This window comes from Dactylosporangium darangshiense, from assembly GCF_039537565.1.
In the GTDB taxonomy this organism is placed as follows: domain Bacteria; phylum Actinomycetota; class Actinomycetes; order Mycobacteriales; family Micromonosporaceae; genus Dactylosporangium; species Dactylosporangium darangshiense.
On sequence record NZ_BAABAT010000035.1, the window covers coordinates 26921 to 45313 of the forward strand.

General features: G+C 74.7%; 16 protein-coding genes and 1 riboswitch. Of the genes, 7 read left to right on the forward strand and 9 right to left on the reverse strand.

What is annotated here, in order from left to right; translation table 11 throughout:
• Positions 1-175: 175 nt before the first annotated feature.
• On the forward strand, positions 176-841 hold the full coding sequence (locus ABD901_RS41670) for a hypothetical protein (protein ID WP_345136228.1): 666 nt from the start codon (positions 176-178) through the stop codon (positions 839-841).
• On the opposite strand, the gene ABD901_RS41675 is transcribed toward ABD901_RS41670, so the two are convergent.
• Both ABD901_RS41675 and ABD901_RS41680 read right to left on the reverse strand, forming a co-directional pair.
• The gene (locus tag ABD901_RS41675) at positions 794-1675 is read right to left on the reverse strand and encodes a class I SAM-dependent methyltransferase (RefSeq protein WP_345136230.1); all 882 of its coding nucleotides are present in this window, start codon (positions 1673-1675) and stop codon (positions 794-796) included. The two genes, ABD901_RS41670 and ABD901_RS41675, sit on opposite strands and share 48 nt — an antisense overlap.
• Before the next feature lie 41 nt (positions 1676-1716).
• A complete protein-coding gene (locus tag ABD901_RS41680) occupies positions 1717-2229 on the reverse strand; it encodes a hypothetical protein (protein ID WP_345136232.1) in 513 nt (170 codons plus the stop codon).
• A gap of 40 nt (positions 2230-2269) precedes the next feature.
• Here ABD901_RS41680 and ABD901_RS41685 point away from each other — a divergent pair, with 40 nt between their 5' ends.
• Positions 2270-3262 (forward strand): protein kinase family protein, encoded by a 993-nt coding sequence (locus tag ABD901_RS41685; protein WP_345136234.1) that lies wholly within the window; start codon positions 2270-2272, stop codon positions 3260-3262.
• Here the strand turns inward: ABD901_RS41685 and ABD901_RS41690 are convergent.
• Positions 3251-4147, reverse strand: a complete 897-nt coding sequence (locus ABD901_RS41690; protein ID WP_345136236.1) for an SDR family oxidoreductase — start codon at positions 4145-4147, stop codon at positions 3251-3253. The genes ABD901_RS41685 and ABD901_RS41690 overlap by 12 nt on opposite strands.
• An 86-nt stretch (positions 4148-4233) precedes the next feature.
• Here ABD901_RS41690 and ABD901_RS41695 point away from each other — a divergent pair, with 86 nt between their 5' ends.
• The gene (locus tag ABD901_RS41695) at positions 4234-4797 is read left to right on the forward strand and encodes a TetR family transcriptional regulator (protein WP_345136239.1); all 564 of its coding nucleotides are present in this window, start codon (positions 4234-4236) and stop codon (positions 4795-4797) included.
• On the opposite strand, the gene ABD901_RS41700 is transcribed toward ABD901_RS41695, so the two are convergent.
• Positions 4794-5792: a C40 family peptidase gene (locus ABD901_RS41700; RefSeq protein WP_345136242.1), complete on the reverse strand. Its 999-nt coding sequence runs from the start codon at positions 5790-5792 to the stop codon at positions 4794-4796. The two genes, ABD901_RS41695 and ABD901_RS41700, sit on opposite strands and share 4 nt — an antisense overlap.
• Before the next feature lie 7 nt (positions 5793-5799).
• A riboswitch (cyclic di-AMP (ydaO/yuaA leader) is annotated at positions 5800-5947 on the reverse strand.
• A gap of 118 nt (positions 5948-6065) precedes the next feature.
• Positions 6066-6509: a MarR family winged helix-turn-helix transcriptional regulator gene (locus tag ABD901_RS41705; RefSeq protein ID WP_345136244.1), complete on the reverse strand. Its 444-nt coding sequence runs from the start codon at positions 6507-6509 to the stop codon at positions 6066-6068.
• 76 nt (positions 6510-6585) lie between these two features.
• Between ABD901_RS41705 and wrbA the strand changes: the two genes are divergently transcribed.
• Both wrbA and ABD901_RS41715 read left to right on the forward strand, forming a co-directional pair.
• A complete protein-coding gene (wrbA, locus tag ABD901_RS41710; protein ID WP_345136246.1) occupies positions 6586-7197 on the forward strand; it encodes an NAD(P)H:quinone oxidoreductase in 612 nt (203 codons plus the stop codon).
• Positions 7194-8570 (forward strand): MFS transporter, encoded by a 1377-nt coding sequence (locus ABD901_RS41715; protein ID WP_345136248.1) that lies wholly within the window; start codon positions 7194-7196, stop codon positions 8568-8570. The genes wrbA and ABD901_RS41715 overlap by 4 nt, the downstream gene beginning before the upstream one ends.
• On the opposite strand, the gene ABD901_RS41720 is transcribed toward ABD901_RS41715, so the two are convergent.
• The 3 genes from ABD901_RS41720 to ABD901_RS41730 are packed head-to-tail and all read right to left on the reverse strand — an operon-like array spanning position 8539 to position 15434.
• Positions 8539-9267, reverse strand: a complete 729-nt coding sequence (locus ABD901_RS41720; protein WP_345136250.1) for a class I SAM-dependent methyltransferase — start codon at positions 9265-9267, stop codon at positions 8539-8541. The two genes, ABD901_RS41715 and ABD901_RS41720, sit on opposite strands and share 32 nt — an antisense overlap.
• Positions 9248-10444 carry a hypothetical protein gene (locus tag ABD901_RS41725; RefSeq protein ID WP_345136252.1) on the reverse strand — a complete coding sequence of 399 codons (1197 nt, stop codon included), beginning with the start codon at positions 10442-10444 and terminating at the stop codon, positions 9248-9250. Before ABD901_RS41725 ends, ABD901_RS41720 begins: the two co-directional genes overlap by 20 nt.
• Before the next feature lies 1 nt (position 10445).
• Positions 10446-15434: a hypothetical protein gene (locus tag ABD901_RS41730; RefSeq protein ID WP_345136254.1), complete on the reverse strand. Its 4989-nt coding sequence runs from the start codon at positions 15432-15434 to the stop codon at positions 10446-10448.
• A 181-nt stretch (positions 15435-15615) separates the two neighbouring features.
• On the opposite strand from ABD901_RS41730, the gene ABD901_RS41735 reads away from it, so the two are divergent.
• Together ABD901_RS41735 and ABD901_RS41740 are read left to right on the forward strand one after the other, a co-directional pair.
• A complete protein-coding gene (locus ABD901_RS41735) occupies positions 15616-16002 on the forward strand; it encodes a hypothetical protein (protein WP_345136256.1) in 387 nt (128 codons plus the stop codon).
• Positions 15999-16550 carry a hypothetical protein gene (locus ABD901_RS41740; protein WP_345136258.1) on the forward strand — a complete coding sequence of 184 codons (552 nt, stop codon included), beginning with the start codon at positions 15999-16001 and terminating at the stop codon, positions 16548-16550. The genes ABD901_RS41735 and ABD901_RS41740 overlap by 4 nt, the downstream gene beginning before the upstream one ends.
• A gap of 15 nt (positions 16551-16565) precedes the next feature.
• Here the strand turns inward: ABD901_RS41740 and ABD901_RS41745 are convergent, their stop codons facing one another.
• Complete coding sequence (locus ABD901_RS41745) at positions 16566-18392, reverse strand: caspase family protein (protein ID WP_345136260.1); 1827 nt, start codon at positions 18390-18392, stop codon at positions 16566-16568.
• Position 18393 lies beyond the last annotated feature (1 nt).

Sequence of the window (18393 nt, forward strand, 5' to 3'; positions counted from 1 at the left end):
CCGAGCGGCGCCGCCGGCGCCACGGCAGACCGGACCGCTTCCGCCTCGCCGACCTCAACGAGACCGGCCGCCGCGGCCTGGACCTCGCGACGATCTGACGCCCGCGCGGCCCCCGCCGAGCGGCGCCGCCGGCGCCACGGCAGAATCGCCTCCGGGCGCGAGGACGGGGCGGGTTTTGGCGGATGCAGTGACGCCGTGGTGGCAGGCGGTCGACGAGGCCGTCGAGTCCCTGGTCGCGGCGCTGACCGCGGCGGCCGCCCGCGCCGCGCGCCGCTCGGAGCGGCGCACGGGCCGCAAGCGGGGCCGCACCGGTCCGAAGAACCGCACGCAGGGCATCCGCCGCCATCTCGCCGACGTCATCCGCGCCCGCCGCCTGGCGCCGGGGCTCGCCGTCGACCACAAGACCGTCTCGGCCCTGTTCGCCGGCCACCGCGGCCTGGTCACCGACCAGGCGCTCGTCGTCGCCGTGGCCCGCGCGTGCGCGCTCGTCGCGGGCCGCAAGCTGACGTCGAAGGAGGCCGACCGGCTGCGCACGGCGAGCGCCCGGATCGCGAAGCTCATCGCGCGCGCCGAGGCCGCCGACCGCGCCGCCGCACCGCCGCCTGCGGTCGCGGCGCCGACACCGCCTGCGGTCGCGGCACCGACGCCGGCCGTCGTTCCGGCGCCCGCGCCGCCTGCGGTTCCGGCGCCCGCGCCGCCGCCCGTGATCCTGGTCCCGGAGCCGGCGCCCGCGCCGGTCCCGGTGGTCGTGCCGGTTCAGCGCCCGCGATGGGTTCTCATCGCTGTGGTACTCCTAGTGCTGGCCGCCATCCTCGTCGCCCTCGGCCTGACGATCGGCTGACGGCCGCCGCCACGTCCGGATCTCCGTCGGCGGCAGGTGCTCGGCGAAGCGATCGTCCGGCGCCTCCTCGCGCAGCAGCGCGCGCAGGTCCCGCTCGAAGTCGCCGAACCGGTCCCCGAACAGGTGCGGCGCGGAGCCGGAGTGCGAGAGCGTCCACGCCACGACGTCGTCGGCGCTGCGCTCGAGGACCTGCCCGCCCGCGACCAGGTGCCGCTCGAACCCCACGAACCCGGCCCGCGCGAGCACCTCGTTCTCCCCGCTGGGCGTCTCGCCGCCGGCGATCACACCCTGCCCGGCGCGGCGCTGCGGCCCGAGGTACGCGCGGACGAGGCCGGCGATCCGCTCGCGGGGCGGCGCGGGCCGCGGCAGCGCCGTCGCCGGCGCGGGCGCGTCGTGCTGCTCGGCCAGGTGGACGAAGGCGCCGCCCGGCTCGAGCATTCCCATGACGGTCGCGGCAACCCGGTCGCGATCCATCCAGTGGAACGAGTTGGCGAAGGTCACCGCCCGGAACCCGCCCAGCCCGGCGGGCAGGTCCTCGGCCCGGGCCCGGACCCAGCCCGCGTTGCCGACTCCGCGCCGCTCGGCCTGCCGCGCCGCCTCGGCCAGCATTTCCTCGTCCGGGTCGAGCCCCACGACCTCGGCGAACCACGGCGCGAGCGCAAGGGCCACGTTGCCCGGCCCGCAGCCGACGTCGAGCAGCCGCCCGCGCCCGTCGAGCCCGAGCGCCTCGGCGAGGATCTCGGCGAAGCCCGGCGCATAGGGCAAACGCCCCTGCATGTAGTAGTCCGCGGTCCCCGCGAACAGCGTGCTGTCCCACCGCCAGCCCTGAATCACCGCGGAAAACTACCAGCCGCGGCGCAAGATCGCCGGCAATATCAGGACCCGAGCACACGCAGGAGCAGTTCGACGGCGCGCGGGCCGTCGCCGGTGCCGACCTCCCGGCGGTCGGCGGTCCGCACCAGGTAGGAGTCATCGGCGACGCGCTGCGCCGACGGCCTGCTCCCGCCGGGCAGGTGCAGGCGCAGCACCGTGTAGTGGCTGATGAGCGACGGCTGCACTGCGCGCAGGCGCGGCTCGGCGAACGCCGCGTCGATCAGGGTGCGCATCCGCTCCAGGTACCACCAGCGGCCCGGGTTCTCGTAGTAGTCCCGCCATTGGTACTCGGTGATGTCGCCGCGCTCGCGGGCCTCGGCGAGCTCGACCGAGCCGAACGCCGGGAACTCGGCCGCCATGGCCGGCAGCGACGTGCCGGACTCCCACCGGTCCGCGATCGCATCCTCGTCCGACCCGCTCGCGACGCGTGTCGCCAGCATGGACATCCCGCCGAGGCGCAGTACCACCCGGATGGACCGGCCGTCGGGGAGCAGCCGCAGGTCGGTGGTCCGCACGCACCGAACGATAGCGCGCCGGGCTGGCATGATGGGCTTGATGATCGATGCCCGGCGGGACCGCCATGACCGCGCCTCCGGGTGGCTCGCGGCCCGCAGCGACGACGAGCTCGCGGCGATGATGGCGGCCGCGCCCGCCGGGCCCGTGGGCGTTGGCGGCGACTCCGCGGTCATCGACGCCGGCGGGGTGCCGGTGTTCGCCAAGCGGGTCCCGATCACGCAGCGCGAGCTGGACCGGCCGCACAGCACCGCCGACCTGTACGGGCTGCCCGCCTACTGCCAGTACGGCATCGGCGGGCCGGGCTTCGGGGCGTGGCGGGAGCTGGCCGCGAACCTCGTCGTGACCGAGGGCGTGCTGGCCGGCGAGGCGGCGTCGTTCCCGCTGCTGTACCACTGGCGCGTGCTACCCGGCCGGGCGCCGATCGCCGACGAGCACCGCGACATTGACGCCGCCGTCGCGCGGCTCGGCGGCGACGCGGCGGTGCGCACCCGGCTGGTCGAGCTCGCCGCGGCGCGCTCCAGCCTGGTGCTCTTCGGCGAGTACCTCCCGCACGACCTCGCGGCCCGGCTGGCCGAGGACCCGGTCGGTCAGGCCGAGCGGGCCGAGCACCAGATGTTCGAGGTGGTCGGGTTCCTGCGCCGCCGCGAGCTGCTGCACATGGACGGGCACCTCGGCAACCTGCGCGCCGACGGCGAACGGCTCTACCTCACCGACTTCGGGCTGGCCACCTCGCCGCGGTTCGAGCTTTCGGCGGCGGAGCGGGCTTTTGCGGTACACCATATGGAACACGACGCCGGCTATGCGGCCATGCAGCTGGTGAACTGGCTCGTCACCGCCGTGTGCGGCGCGCCGACGTCGCCGGCCGAGCGCAACGCCTTCGTGCGGCGGTGTGCCGGCGGCGGCGTCCCGCCGGGCGTGCCGCCGCACATCGCCGCCATCCTGGCCCGGCACGCGCCGGCCGCGGCCCGGATGAACGACTTCTACTGGCAGCTGTTCGGCGGCGACGTCCACGCGCGGTGGTCAGGACTTTGAGTAGGCGCCCGCGTCGATGTCCTCGATGAGGGTCGGCCCGGACGGCTCCCAGCCGAGCAGCTCCCGCGTTGCCGCGCTCGTCGCCGGCAGGTCGCGGGCGAAGAACATGCCCATCCAGCCGAAGTGCTCCTGGACCCGGTCGGGGTCGACGGCTGCGACGGGCAGCTCGAGCGCGCGGCCGAGGGCCTCGGCGATCGCACGGGTCGGCACGCTCGTCTCGGCCACGGCGTGCAGGCGGGTGCCCGCGGGCGCCTTCGCGAGGGCCAGGGTGACCATGCGGGCGGCGTCGGTGCGGTGCACGGCCGCCCAGCCGGTGGTGCCGTCGCCGGGGTAGCCGGAGACGCCCTTGTCGCGGGCGGCCGCGGCGATGACCGCGACGAACCCGTGGTCGCCCATGCCGTGCACGGTCGGCGCGAAGCGCAGGCTGACGGTGTGCACGTCGCGCTCGACGAACTCCAGCGCGAGGTTCTCGCTGCCGCCGCGCGGCGTGTCCGGCCCGTGGAACGGCGAAGCGTCGGCCTCGGTGGCGGGCCGGCCCTGCGCGACGGTCATGAGACCGGAGGCGAGCAGGAACCGCCGGCCGCTGCCGGCGAGGGTGTCGCCGATGGTCTGCACCGCGGCCCGCTCGGCCGCGTTGGAGTTGGCCGGGTTGGCAAAGTCGTGCTTGTTGGCCAGGTGGATGACGGCCTCGGCGTCATCCGCGCCGGCGCGGATGCCGCCCAGGTCGTCGAGGTCGCCGCGGCGGACGCGGACGCCCTTGACCTCGAGGGCCGCGGCCGAGGCGTCGGAGCGGGCCAGGCCCGTGACCTCGTGGCCGGCGGCGAGCAGGTCGTCGACGACGGCGGAGCCGATCCAGCCGGAGGCCCCGGTGACGAATACGTGCATGACGTGCACTCCTCGAAGTGTTGATGTCAGTGACAGACATACCGTAGCCCGTAATGTCAGCCGCTGCCATCACTACACTGGAGCGCGTGGTGCGATGGGAACCGGGAGCCCCGCAGCGGCTGCAGCGGGCCGCGCTCGCGCTGTTCGCCGCCCGCGGCTTCGAGCAGACGACGGCGGCGGAGATCGCGCAGTCGGTCGGGCTGACGGAGCGCACCTTCTTCCGCCACTTCACGGACAAGCGCGAGGTCCTCTTCCACGGCCAGGAGCGGCTCGTGCAGGCGTTCGTGGAGGGTGTGCAGGCCGCACCGCCGGACGCCGCCCCGATCGAGATCGTCGCGGCGGCGCTGCGCTCCGGCGCGGACTTCTTCACCGACGAGCAGCGCCCGCACTCGCGCACCCGCCAGACGATCATCGACCGGAACCCGGCCCTGCAGGAGCGCGAGCTACACAAGCTCGCCACCCTCGGCGCGACGCTCGCCGACGCCCTGCGTGCGCGGGGCGTCGGCGACCTCACGGCCGACCTGGCCGCGCAGACCGGCATGACCGTGTTCGCGATCTCGTTCGCCCGTTGGATCCGCGAGGGCGAGGAGCGCCCCCTCGAAGCCATCGAGACGGACGTGCTGGCCGAGCTGCGTGCCCTAACCGCCTAAGGGCGGCCGTATCCGTAGAGCGTGTCGATATCGATCGGCGAGACCTTGACCACTGTGCGGCTGTTCGGCGCGTGGATGATCTGGTTGTTGCCGATGTAGATGCCGACGTGCCCGAGGCCGTTGTAGAACACCAGGTCCCCGGGCTGGAGCTGGCTGCGGGAGATGTGGCGCACCTTCTGGTACTGCTGGGCGGCGTTGTGCGGCAGCGTGACGCCGGCCGCCTTCCACGCCATCATGGTCAGCCCGGAGCAGTCGAAGGTGTCGGGCCCGGCGGCGCCCCAGACGTAGCGCTTGCCCAGCTGTGCCCAGGCGTAGCTGACGGCCTTGCCCGCCGCGCCGTTGACCTTCGGCGGCGGACCGGGGTTCGACACCGGGTTGGTCGTCGGCGCCGGCTTCTTCGCCGCCGCGGCCGCGGCGGCCGCCGCCTCGTCGGCCTTGCGCTGCATCTCGTCGAGCCGGGCGATGTCGCCCTCGATCTGCTTCTTGCGGGTCTCGAGGTCCGCCTTCTGCCGGCTCTGCGCGGCGAGGACCTCGTTGAGGCGGCGCTTCTCGGTGTCGAAGGCGTCCTTCGCCTTGCCGTACGCCGCCAGGTCCGCCTGCTGGCTGCGCGAGATCTGCTCCAGCGTGCCGACCCGGTCCACGAAGCTGCCGGAGTCGGCGGCGCCGAGCATCAGCGACCACGTGCCGAGGCTGCCGCCGGTCTTGTAGGCGCTGACGGCGACCGCGTTGGCGTCGGCGTGCGCCGCGTCCATCCGCGACTGCAGCGGCACCAGGTCCGCCTCCAGCGACGTCAGCGACGCCTGCGTCGCGGCGAGGTCGCCGGTGACCTTGTTGTACTGCTCGACGACGAGCTCAACTTGTTTGTTGCCCTTGTCGATCTGGGCCTGGATCTCTTCGGGGCTCGGATCGGCCTGCGCGGCACATGCGGGCGCGACCATGGCCGCGACCACCGCCCCGACGATCGCGGAGCGCAGCGCCGTTCGTCCGTTGAACACGGCAGAGTCCTTCTTCGCGGACCGCCTACCGGGTTAGCTGACGGGTTCGGGCGAGAAGGAGGCGCGCCCTACCGTGTGTCACGGATTCACCCCGGGGTCGTGCTGCGGTGGGTCCCCGGCTCATGCACCGAACGCCAGCTCGGCGCCCGACAAACGACTCGGCGGCGCCCGCCCGGGCCACCCGGGCTGGATGACGACGGCCGGCGGACTAGCACCCAACGTAACGGCCGGGTCTCGACCACGAAACCGCCCGACGGGGTATCTAAGCAACACTTAACGAGAACTAAAGCGCGCGTCGACATTGCCGGTCATGATCGCGAGCGCGCCCGGCAGTTCGGCCACGACCGATGCATCCAGGCCGGCCACGGTCTCCTCGGCCAGCGCGCACCAAACCTCCTTGACCCGCTCGACCAGCGCCGCGCCGCCCTCGGTGAGCTCCACGACGGTCGCCCGCCTGTCGGTCGGCGCGGGCGCCCGGCGGACGTGCCCGGACGCCTCGAGCTTGCGGATCATGAGTGTCACGCTGGGCGGCTCGCAGCCGAGGGCGTCGGCAAGCTGCGCCTGGATCATCGGCCCGGTCCGCGCGAGTTCCAGCAGCAGCGCCTCCTGCCCGGGGTGCAGCCCGAGCGGTGCCAGCAGCGCGGCGGCACGCGCCCGGTGCCGCAGGCTCAACAGGCGGATGGCCTGGTTGATGGCATCGGCTCGCACGAAGTCCACGGACCCTCCTTGACGGGATCGTTATGCGCATAACATTATGCGCATAACTAAATTCTACACGAGCAGAGGGGCCGACATGACCGTGAAGGTCGCCGTTATCTACTACAGCGCAACGGGCACCGTGCATGCGCTGGCCCGCGCAGTTGCCGAGGGGGCCGCCGGGGCCGGGGCCGAGGTGCGGCTGCGGCGGGTCGCCGAGCTGGCGCCGGACAGCGCCATCGACGAGAACCCGCTGTGGCGCCGCCACGCCGACGCCGCCGCGGCGGTCGAGCAGGCCGAGGTCGAGGATCTGGCCTGGGCCGACGCGTTCGCCTTCGGCACGCCGACCCGCTTCGGCGCGCCGGCCGCGCAGCTCAAGCAGTTCATCGATCAGGCCGGCGGGCAGTGGCGCGCGGGCCGCCTGGCCGACAAGCCGGTGACCGCGTTCACGTCGGCGATCAACCGCCACGGCGGCAGCGAGGCGACGATCCTGTCGCTGTCCAACGTCTTCTACCACTGGGGCGCCCTGATCGTCCCGCCTGGCTTCACCGACCCCGCCGTGTACGCCGCCGGCGGCAACCCCTACGGCACGTCCTTCGTCACCGGCCCCCCGACCGGCGCCGCCCCCGACGCCGCGGCGCTGGACGCCGCGCGTTACCAGGGCCGCCGCCTGGCGAGCATCGCCTCGCGCCTGCTGGCGGCCGCGTGATCACCGCCGACGTGCCCATGCGCACGCGCGCCGGGCTGGTGCTGGCGCTGGCGTGTGCCGGCCAGTTCATGGTGATCCTCGACGCGTCCATCGTGAACGTCGCCCTGCCGTCGATCCGCCGCGACCTCGGCTTCACGCCCGCGGGCGTGGCCTGGGTGGTCGACGGCTACCTGCTCACCTTCGCCGGCTTCATGCTCGCCGGCGGCCGCGCCGCCGACCTGTTCGGCCGGCGCCTGATGCTCGCTGCCGGTCTGGCCCTGTTCTCCGCCGCGAGCCTGGCCGCCGGCCTGGCCACCGCCCCCGGCCTGCTCGTGGCGGCGCGCGTCGCGCAGGGCGCGGGCGCGGCGCTGCTGGCCCCCGCCACCCTCGCGGTGATCAACACCGCCTTCACCGATCCGCACGCCCGCGCCCGTGCCTTCGGCGCCTGGTCGGCCGCCGGCGGCGTCGGCGGCATGGCCGGCGCGATCACCGGCGGCGCCCTGACGTCCGCCCTGTCGTGGCGCTGGGTGTTCCTGATCAACGTGCCGATCGGCGCGACGCTGATCGCCGCCGCGCTGCTGGCGCCGCTCGCGGACCGCCCGGCCCAGCGCGACTCGCTGGACCTGGCCGGCGCCGCGACCGCGACGGCGGGCCTGGCCGCCCTCGTCTACGGCGTCATGAGCAGCGCCGACCACACGTGGACGTCGGCCCGGGTGCTCGTCCCCGCGGGTGCCGGCCTGCTCCTGCTGGCCGCGTTCGCCGTCGTGGAGGCCCGCGTCGCGTCCCGCCCGATGCTGCCGCCGCGCCTGCTCGGCATCCGTGGCGTCGCCGCCGGCAACGCCATGCTGCTGCTGTTCGGGGGCATAGCCATGGCGATGTGGTACTTCACGTCGCTGCTCCTGCAGAACGTCCTCGGCTACGACCCGCTGCGCTCCGGCCTGGCGCAGACCCCCGCCGCGGTGACGTTCGTGGTGGCGGCCCGCCTGACCGCGTCCCTGCTGCCGCGCACGGGCGTGCGCCCCTTGGTCCTGGCCGGCTGTGCCTGCTTCGTGGCCGGCTTCGCCTGGCTGTCCCGGACCGGGGCCGACGGCGCCTACCTCACCGCGATCCTCGGCCCGACCCTGCTGGTCGCCGTCGGCATCGGGCTGACGTTCCCCACGCTGATGGCGGCCGCGACCGCCGGCGCGCCGGAGGCCGACGCGGGCATCGCCGGCGGCCTGGCCAGCACCGCGAGCCAGGTCGGCGGCTCGCTGGGCCTGGCGGCGCTGGCCGCCGTCGCCGGTACCGCCCCCGCGACCGATGCAGCCGGCTACGACCGCGTCTTCCTGGCCGCGACCGTGCTGGCACTGGCCGTCGCCGCCCTCAGCGCCCTGGTGCCACGCTCCGGGCGGTGACCGCGATGTTCCACGGCACCACCCGCCCGTCCCCGCCGTCCGGGCGCCACGGCCGCATCGCGGTGTCGAGCTCCTCGAATGCCTGCAGCCGCAGCGCGGGCTGGGCCAGGAACGCGCCGAGGAAGGTCGTCAGGGTGAGGTTGCGCGCACCGACGCGGCTGCGGATCGGGAACCGGCCGGTGGGATCGAAGCGCAGCCGCTCCTCCCCGTAGCCTTCGGCGAGGCGCAGCTGCCGTTCGCCGACCTCGTCGAGGCGGTCGGCGAACGCGCCGACGTACGCCGGGTGCAGCCCGAGGTAGACCAGCCGCCCGCCGGGCCGCAGCACCCGGGCCGCCTCGCCCACGACGGCGGCGAAGTCGTCGACGTCGGTGTGGATGAACGTCATGGTGACGGCGCCGACGGACGCGTCCGCCAGCGGTAGCCGGGCGGCGTCGGCCCGCACCACCCTGGGGTTGCGGCCGGCGGCGACGCGCAGCTGGTCAGCGGAGAGGTCCGCGCCGATCACGTCGTAGCCGCGGGCCCGCACCGCCGCGAAGTGCAGGCCGGTCCCGCACCCGATGTCCAGGCAGGTCGGGTCGCCCTCGCCCGGCGGCCCGAGCAGCTCGGCCAGCAGCCCCGCCGAGCCGTCCTCGTTGCTGTAGCGCCGGAACGTCTCGTCGTACCAGTCCGCGTACCCGTCATATCGAGCCCCCGCCATGCCCAACATCCTGGCCCAGGCGGGCGCAGGCGGCCACCAGGCGGGCCTGGTCGTCCAGCGGGAGGGTCTGCAGGTGGGCCAGGCGGTTGCGGGCCGCCTTCAGCTGGCGGCTCGCCTCGCGCCAGGCCGGGGCGTCCGTCGTGGGCAGGGCGCGGACGACGTAGAAGAGCTGGCCGACCTCGATCGGGGTCGGGTCGTCGGCGGCGCGGGCCGCCGCGGCGTTGACCTTCGGCTCGCCGAAGCGCTGCACGAGCGCCTGCACCAGCAGCTGGCGCTTCGACTCGATCCAGGGCAGCAGGACGCGGGACTGTGCCGCCCAGACGCACTGGTCCAGGGTGGGGATCAGGGAGTGCGGGCTCGGGCAGTGCTCGTTCTGCCACAGCTCGAGGTGGCCGCCGTCCCACAGGTGGGCGACGTCCCCGTGCGGGCGGGCGGTCCACGCCGGATGGGACAGCACCATCGGCGGGGCCAGCTCGCCGGGGCCGGCGTCCTTGACGGTCGCGGCCAGGGTCTGCGGGTCGCCGTCCCAGGCCCGGACGAGGTACTGCGCCAGATCGAGATCCCAGCGCGACACCTCCACGATCGTCTCCAGTCGGACGTCGCGCAGGATGCCCTCGCCGGCGACGACGGGTGCCAGGCGGCAGGCGACGTCCCAGCGGGTCAGGCGGCCCCACCACCAGACGGCCTCGAAGGTGACGTCGGCGGTCTCCGGGCCCAGCAGCGGGAGCATGTCGCGGGTGCCGACGACGACCACGCGCGGGCGGGTGGCCGCGGGGCGGGGGCGCGACGCCAGCGTCAGGCGGGTCAGCAGGTCGGCCATGGCGGCGGGCGGCGGGGCGTCGAGGCCGGTGCAGTCCAGCACCGCGGTGCGGGCGGAGGCGTCCTCGTGGTCGAGCAGGTCGCCGACGACCGCGGGCAGCTCGTCGCCGAAGACCAGGCACTGGGCCAGCCAGCGCAGCGGGGACAGGCCGGGCTCGAAGGGGCGGGGGCGGCGGGGCTCCTCGCCGCACGCGCGCAGGGTGTGCACGATCGCGGACAGCAGGCCCTCGACGAACGACGGCTCCGCGGCGCGCTGTGCGGGGAGGACCACGGCGACGTGCCGGCCGCGCTGGACCTCCCCGGTCACCTGGGCGACGAGCCGGTCGGGGCCCGGCAGCCGCCACACCGTGCCGTCCATCTCACCCTGCCACGGTGAGGGCCTCGGCGACGACGGCGTCGAGGACCCAGTCGGCGCCGTTGGACTGGGCTGCGTCGAGGAGCTTCATGCGGTCCAGGAACTCGCCGGCGTCGCCGAGGATCGGGGCGAGGTCGGTGACGCTGAAGGCGACCAGGTGCGGGCGATCGCCGGGTTCGCTGCTGTTCTCCGCCCAGGACCGGGCCAGTGGGCGCAGGTGCTCGTCGATGCCGACGTCGTCGAGGAAGCGGCGGGCCCGCTCCGCGGTGGCGAACGGGTGGCGCAGGCCGCTCAGCACGTCGTCGGTGGACCGGCCGCCGTTGACCTGCTCGGCGGCGCGCTCCAGCAACATCGGCCAGCCCGACGTGAGCTCGTGCACCGTGCGCCGCAGCGCCACCGTCTCGAACGGGAAGTCGTGCCAGGCGCGCAGGGCGTCCATCGACCACCGGCCCAGGCGCACGTGCAGGAACGCATCGCCGGCGGGCACCTCGAGCGGCTCGGCGGTGTGCAGGCGGGCCACGACGATGACCCGGACGATGACGCGGTCGCCGATCAGCCCGGCGATCTCGGCCAGGGTGCCGGCCAGGCCGGCGCCGGGGCGGTGGTCGGCCTCGACGAGCAGCAGGCGATGGTTGGTGTCGGCGCTGGAGAGCTGGCGGCGCAGGTCGGCCAGCGGGGTGCGGATCAGGTGCAGCTGCTGCTGGCCGGCGACGCGGTCGAGCACGGCGCAGACCCGGTCGACGCCGAGCGCGGGCGTGCCGGTGACGACGGCGACCTTGTACTGCCGGCCGGCGCGGCGCACCCGGGACAGGTTGTGCGCCGTGTCCTCCTTCTCCCCGACCAGGTCCGCGAGGTCGGCGTCGGTGAGCGGCGAGCGCTCCCACTCCTTGCCGATCACCATGCGGCTCATGTTCGGGTTGTACTCGTACGGCAGCTCGAAGTGCGTGGACGCCTCGCGCAGCTCCTGGTCGAGGGTCTTCTTCGTGCCGAGCAGCGCGACGACGTTGGGCGAGCGGATGCCGTAGTCCTCGCCGCTTCGGTGCAGCACGCCGAGGCCGACCATCTCGTCGAGGTACCGGACGAAATCCTTGCTGCGAAGCTCATCCTCGGCGAAGCCTTTGGGCCACGACGCGGCGCAGTAGGTGCGCAGGTCGTCGACCGGGAACGTGCTGCCGGGCTGCCCGTCCTCCAGGCTGAGGACCGTGACGACGAGGGCGATGACGCGGTACCGCGTGTCGAGGTTGATCGTCCACCGGAACCGCTGCGCGATGAGCTCGCGCACGGCCCGGTTGGCGTAGACCCCGTCGACGTCGTCGCTGGTGATGACGATCCGGCCGGGCCGGCGTACCGCCCGGCGCTGCAGGTCGTCGATGAGCGCCTCGCAGAAGATCTGCACCAGGCTGGCCTGGTAGTTGGTGAGCGCCGCGATCCGCCAGACCAGGTCGTCGGACTCGAAGTCGTAGCCGATGGCCCGCATCGGCCGTTCGACGAGATCGCGGACCTCGAGCGGGCGCAGCGGGCCGATGAGGATGTCCGCGCCGCCGTGCGCGACCGGGGTGTTGGACAGGTCGTAGAAGCGCTGGACCTGGTGCAGGCCCGCGAACACCGGCTTGAACCGGCGGCCGTAGCGCTCCATGAGGTTCTTGAGCCGCTGGAACGTGCGGAACTGGCCGGTGCCGTTCTCGTCCGGCACGGCATCGGCGGCCAGGAACATGTCGGCCTCGTCGAGCAGCAGGAGCAGGCTGTTGGCGTCGTCGCGGTCCAGCCACTCCGCGATGAGCTGCGAGACGCGATCGGGCTGCATGTTGACCTGGTTGCCCGGCAGTACGCCGAGATGGCTCAGCGGCCGGATCAGCAGGCTCCACAGCTCCTCGGGCTTGCGGGCCTCGCCGATCGACTCCGACTTGAGGTCGAGGTACAGCGCCACCCGCCGTCCGGTGCGGCCGCGGACCAGCGGCTCGGTGTACAGCTTCTCGATCCGCCGCAGCAGCGCGGACTTGCCCAGCTGCCGGCCGCCGTAGACGAACATCGACCCGGAGGCGCGCTCGACCGCCTCCCGCTCGCGCTCCCGGCCGACGAACACCTCGCTGGGCACGTCGCCGCCGGCGAACGGCGTGTACGGGTTGATGGAGGTGAACGGCAGCGTCACCTCCTGCGTGGCCCGGAAGCCGGCCTCCTGCCGGGTCGCGAGCCAGCCGATGACGGCCTCGTCGATCACCAGCGTCGGCGAGCCCTTGCCCGAGGTGGGGATGCTGTGCTGGCGCAGCTTGAGGCGCTGGTCGACGTCGAGGATGCCGAAGTACAGGATGAGGTTCGCCGACGTGCGCCCGCGCTCGGGCACCAGGTCCAGCAGCCGGCCGGGGCTGGTGGAGCGCTCGAACATCAGGATGACCGTGTAGCGGCCGTTGGCCTGCGTGCCCAGCTGCGGCACGTAGGAACCGTCCAGGGGCCGGGCCCGCACCTCGTAGGCCGCCATGCGCAGCCGCGGCGCGTCGGTCACGTCCTGGAAGGAGCTGTGGTCGCTGACCGGGTTGAGGCCGAGCATCCGCAGCACGTCGGCGAGCGCGTTGCGGAAGCGGACCTCGCCCTTCTCGCCCCGCTCGCGCTTCCTGGTGTAGTACAGCTGATAGAGGTGCTTCCACGCGCTGAGCCCTTCGCGGAGGCTGCCCACGGTCGGCTGCCGCCCGCCGAAGCGGTCGATGACGCTCTGCAGCGCGGCCTCCTCCGGGTGCTCGTGCGGCCCGGCCTTCGCGGCGGCCTCGGCGGCGTGCTCGACCACGGCGGGGAAGAACTCGTCGAAGTCGCCGCGCCGGCCGACGGACACCGCCTCGGGCAGCGCCTCGCCGCTCTTGAGCTTGGTGATGAACTCCTCGGCCGTGACCTCGTCGTTGCGGTCCAGCACCCGCCGGACCCGCTCGATGTCGTCGCGCGGCGCCGTCAGCGCGGCGAGCCGGCCCTCCAGCTCCGCCCGGTACGCGGTCAATGCCTCCGTGGCCCGCGCGGTGACGCCGGCCAGCGGCGCCCGGGCCAGGTCGTAGCGGTCGACCGGCGCGACGCGCCAGTCGTCGAGCTCGCTCTCCAGCTCGCGCGCCAGCTCGTCCAGGCCGAGGGAGCGCAGCTTCGCGATCGACACGTCGGCGGCCTTGACGGCGGTGACGTGCTCGCGGCCGAGCGCCTCGGCGCGCCGCTCGACGGCGTCGGACTCCTCCTCGCCGAGCAGCTCGCGGGCGGCGCGGACGTTGCCGCGGTCGAGGAACCCGCCGACCGCCTCGATGACGGTCCGCCCGTGCAGCGCGCCGTCGAGGTGGTGCGGGCGCAGCCGCAGCGTCGGGTCGCCGGCAGCGTCGCGCTCGACCTCGTACACCAGCCGCAGCGCCTCCCGCCGCACCTCCCGCAGCGTCCGTGGCCCCGCCGGCCCGGGCTCCTGGCGGATCCACAGCGCCAGCCGGTGCAGCGCGGTCTCCCCGACCGTGCGCGGCGCCGCCGGCGGCTCGTAGCTCTCCCCCGCCCGCCGCAGCGCGTCCATGTCGAACAGTTCCTCGGGGCGGCGGGCCTGGCGCAGCTTGGCCGCGACCGCGAGCGCCTCGGCGAGCACGGCGCGGACCTCGTCGACCATCTGCAGCAGCCGGGTGCGCGCCTTGGCCTGGATCGGCTTGCGCAGCTGCGTCGGCGAGCTCAGCGCGTGGTCGGCGGCGGTGATGAGGGCGTTGACGGTCGCCGCGTTGCCCAGGATGTGCGCGACGTCCTTGATGCCGTCCAGGCGCGGGTCGGCGCCGGTGACCGCCGACGGCCCGGCGGCGGCGAGGTCGGCGACGTCGACGAGCGCCCGGCCGAGCCGCTCGTTGTCGCGGACGAGGTAGTGCAGGACGTTGCTGGCGCGGGGGAACACCACGTTGGCCGCGCTGAGCCGGTCCTTGAGCGACTGCGCCTGCGGCCCCAGGGCCGCCCACCGCTTCAGCAGGTCGTCGTAGCCGCCCTCGTCGGCGAAGGTGCGCCGGCCGCCGTGGTTGACCGCGTCCACCGCGACGGCGACCACCGCGCGCAGCGGCGGATGCTGGATGTCGGCGCGCTCGACGAGCCGCGGCAGGCCGACCGGCGAGTATCCGGCGTCGAGGCCGAAGCGCAGGCACGCGGCGAGGAGCACGGCGGCCTCGTCCATGCCGTCCGGTACCTCCTCGGGCAGCACGTCGGGCAGCGAGCCCTCGAGGCTGTCGGGGTCGCAGCGCATCGCGCCGGCGAAGAACGCGAGCGCGCGCTGCCGGGCGCGGGACTGGTCGTCGGCCTCGGCGGTCAGCCACGCGAGGTCCTCGCGCCCGCGGTCGATGAGTTCGGCGATCACGACCGGCCACACGCCGGAGTCGTGCGCCGGCATCTCCGCTGCGGCCTCGCCGGCCGCCGCCGGCGCCACCGGCTCCGGCTGGGGCTGTGGCTGTGGCTGTGTCAGCGCCTCGAGGACAGGCGGCGCAACCACAACGGGCGGCGCGACGGCAATTGCGGGCAGCGCAACGGCCGCGGCAGGCGGCGTGACCGGCACGGGCGGCGCAGCGGCGGCAGCGGGCGGCGGGGTCAAGCCGGCGACGCGGATCGCCTCGTCGGGGTCGTCGTCGCCGAGTTCGCTCAGGCGGCGCCGGGCCTCCTCGAGGATCTCCTGCCGGCGCCGCTCGCGGTCGGCCTCGGCGCGTCGCCGCGCCTCCTGCTGCAGCAGGTCGTGCTCGGCGGCGTCCAACGCGGCGCGGGCCTCCCCGAGGCTGCCGCACACCGCGCCGGTGCCCTCGGCGACGCCGTCGAGCAGCGACCGGACGGCGGCGAACCAGCGCACCGGCTCGTCGAGCAACCCGGCCGCCGGCTCGCCCGCGGTGACGCGCCGCTCGGCGGTGGCCAGCGCCAGCCGGACCGCCGGCTGGCCCGTGTCGAGTTCGTCGATTCGCCGGCGCAGGGCGTGCAGCGCCTCCCGGCGCCGGGCGGAGGGCTCGTCCAAGTCGACCGGTTCCATCCACCAACGCTATTGGTTCCGCGGCCGCCGCGGGCATCGACGGAAGCATTGCCCGCCCGGGCCGAACGGCCACCGGCATCGGCGGACGTCCGACCCGGTCGCGTCGGACGTCCCACCGGGTCCGGCTGTGCCCCGGCCAACGGGGTGGCGGCCCGCAACGGGGGTCGCTACAGTGCGGCGCGTGATCTCGATCAAGACCGAGCTCGTGATCGCCGGCGCCCTGCTGGTCGCCGGCCTCGGCGGGTGGGCGGCGCAGGCCGCGTTCGCGCCGGGGCCGCTCACCGCGGCCCAGGTGGCCGCGGCCGCCGGCTGCGCCACCGTCGACAGGTTGCACCCCGATCCGGGCGTGCGGGAGAGCGCGGCTTGCCAGCTCGACCACAAGCGCCTGACCATCGTGACCTTCGACGACGGGCGGCAGCGCGACGGCTGGATCGGCAAGATGCACACCGAGGTCGCGGTCTCCCTTGGCACCGAGAAGGTCGTGGCCGGGGACGGCTGGGCGGTGCTGACCGACAACCTCGCCGCCGCGAACCGGCTCGCGGTCAAGGCGAACGGGTGGTGGGCATGACGACCGCCGCGCCGCCGCCGGCCTTCCGGCACGCGGCGGGCGGCGTCGCCGCGCGGCTCGAGGCGGCCATGTGGTTCGTGCTCGCGACGGCCGCGATCTTTGCGTTCGTCGCCGTCGCGGACGTGGTCGCGCTGCTGCGCATCATCCCGGCGCTGCCGTCGCCGCCGCTGGGCGGCCTTCAGCTCGGCCAGCGCCTCGGCGGCTACGAGACGTTCCTGTTCTACGGCCACCTGCTCTTCGCCGGGGTGTGGTACTTCCTGTGCACCGCGCTGGTGCGCAGCCGGGGCGCCGACCCGGGGCCGGTGCTCACGACACGCGCGGTCGTGGCGTGGCGGATCGGGATCGCGGCCACGGTGGCGGCCGGGTTTGCGCTGCCGCACGCCGGCCTGGTCGACGGGCACTGGTTCGAGCTGCGGCTGGAGTGGATGATCCCGCTGCTGCTGGCCCGCCTGGCGCTGACGGCCCTGTTCGTCGTGGCGGTCTTCGGGCTGCGCTGCCGGATGCACGAGCTGCTGCTCGGACTGCCCAGCCCGAGCAGCAGGGTGTAGGGCCCGCGTTGCGGGCTACTGCGGGCCGGCGGTCACGACCTCCAGGACGCTGGTCCACCAGTCGCCGGTGAGCGCGTCGTGACCGTCCTCGGGCTCGATCTCGCGGCGCGACTGGTCCAGGGCGGGCAGCTCGTAGGGGCGCGCGTCGAGCTCGTCGGTGGAGACGATGAGCATCAGCCAGTCGCGGTACGTCGAGCCGGGGCGGTCCTCGAGGTCGGCCGGCAGGAAGAAGTCGACGATCTGCCCGTCGTGGGCCGCGGCCGTGTCGCCCGGCTCGATGCGGCCGGAGCGGAACAGCTCCCCGTCGATCTTGAACCGCTCGGTGAGGTCCAGCAGCACGCAGTACAACGGCCGGTCCGTGGTGTTGCGCAGCCGCAGGAAGCGCCCGGGCGGCACGGGCTCGCCGCCCTCCACCCCGTATGCCAGGCGCAGCGCGCCGTCCGGGCCGAGCGGGGTCGCGGCGCGCTGCCGGGGCACGATCGCCTCGCCGAACCGGGGCTCGACGACCTCCAGCAGCACTCCCCCGGCGATGCCCGAGTCGCGGTTGCGCAGGCTGCGGATGCGCCACCAGCGGGCGACGTGGCGCAGGTCGGCCACGGTCGGCGGCAACGGGACGTCCGCGATGACCTCCCGGTTGCCGGTCGTGAGCCGGACGCCGCGGTGCGCCGGGCCGATGAGCAGCTCCGCGTCCTCGGCGTCGGCGACGATGCGCACGTGCGGGTCGCCGGCGGCGACGGCCGCGCGCAGCGAGGCGGCCAGGCCGGGCGCCAGGCCGGCGGCGAGCCCGAACAGGGTGGGCCGCGACGGGCGGCGGAGCTCGACGGCGTACACCCGGCCGGTGTCGGGCACCCAGCCGACCGGCGCGACCAGGCTGCGCCCGGCCTCGGCCCGCGTCACGTCGACGTTGCCCGCCGGGTCCGGCCCGCCGACCGCGAAGCGCGCCGGGCCCGCCTCGACGCCGTGCGCCGCGCCGGCGTTGACCTCCCAGCCGTCGCGTCCGTAGCGCATGAGGGTCGTCGGCGGGTCGCCGATCGCCTCGCCGCCGAGCAGCCGGCGGTCGGCGGGGCCGGTGCCGGGCGGGAAGACCAGCGGGCGCTGGGTGGCCGAGCGGCGCTCGACCTCGCCCTGGGCGACCGCGAGCAGCTCCCGGTAGGTGGTTTCAGGCCCGGCCCGGCGCAGGGCGCGCAGCAGCGCCCACGTGAACCGGCCGTGGTGAACGTCGTCGAGCTCCTCTTCGGCGGCCAGCTCCTGCTTCTGGCACGCGGCGAGGGTGACGTGGCGCGCGGCGGGCGCGCCGCCGGCGTAGCGCTCGGCGAGGTCCGGCACCAGGTGGCACTCGAAGGGCTCGCCGGCCGGGTCGGCGGAGCGGACCCGGTACTCGCGGCGCATGGCGCCGCCGGAGTGGCAGCTGTCGAGCACGGCGACGACGTGCGCGCCGCCCTCGCAGACGTCGTCGAGCAGCAGCGCGAGCTCCTTGTCCAGCAGCTCGGGCCGCCCGTCGACGCGGCTGTCGGCGCACACCAGCGTCTCCATTCGCCCGTCGGGCTCCAGGTGCCAGTACGCCTCCGGCACCGGGTGCGTCGAGCCGTGCCCGCTGAACCAGAACAGCGCGACGTCGCCGGGGCCCGCCTGCGCCAGGTGGGTGCGGAATCCCTCGACGATCGCGGCGCCGGTCGCCTCGCCGTCGAGCAGGGTCACGTCCCGCACCTCGGTGCCGGCGGCGGCGCGCCGCCGCAGCACCTCGGTCGCGGCCAGCACATCGTTGCGGCAGCCGAGCAGGTCGGGGATCTTCGGGTTGTCGTACCGGTCGATGCCCACCATGAGGGCGTAGATGGTGCCCATG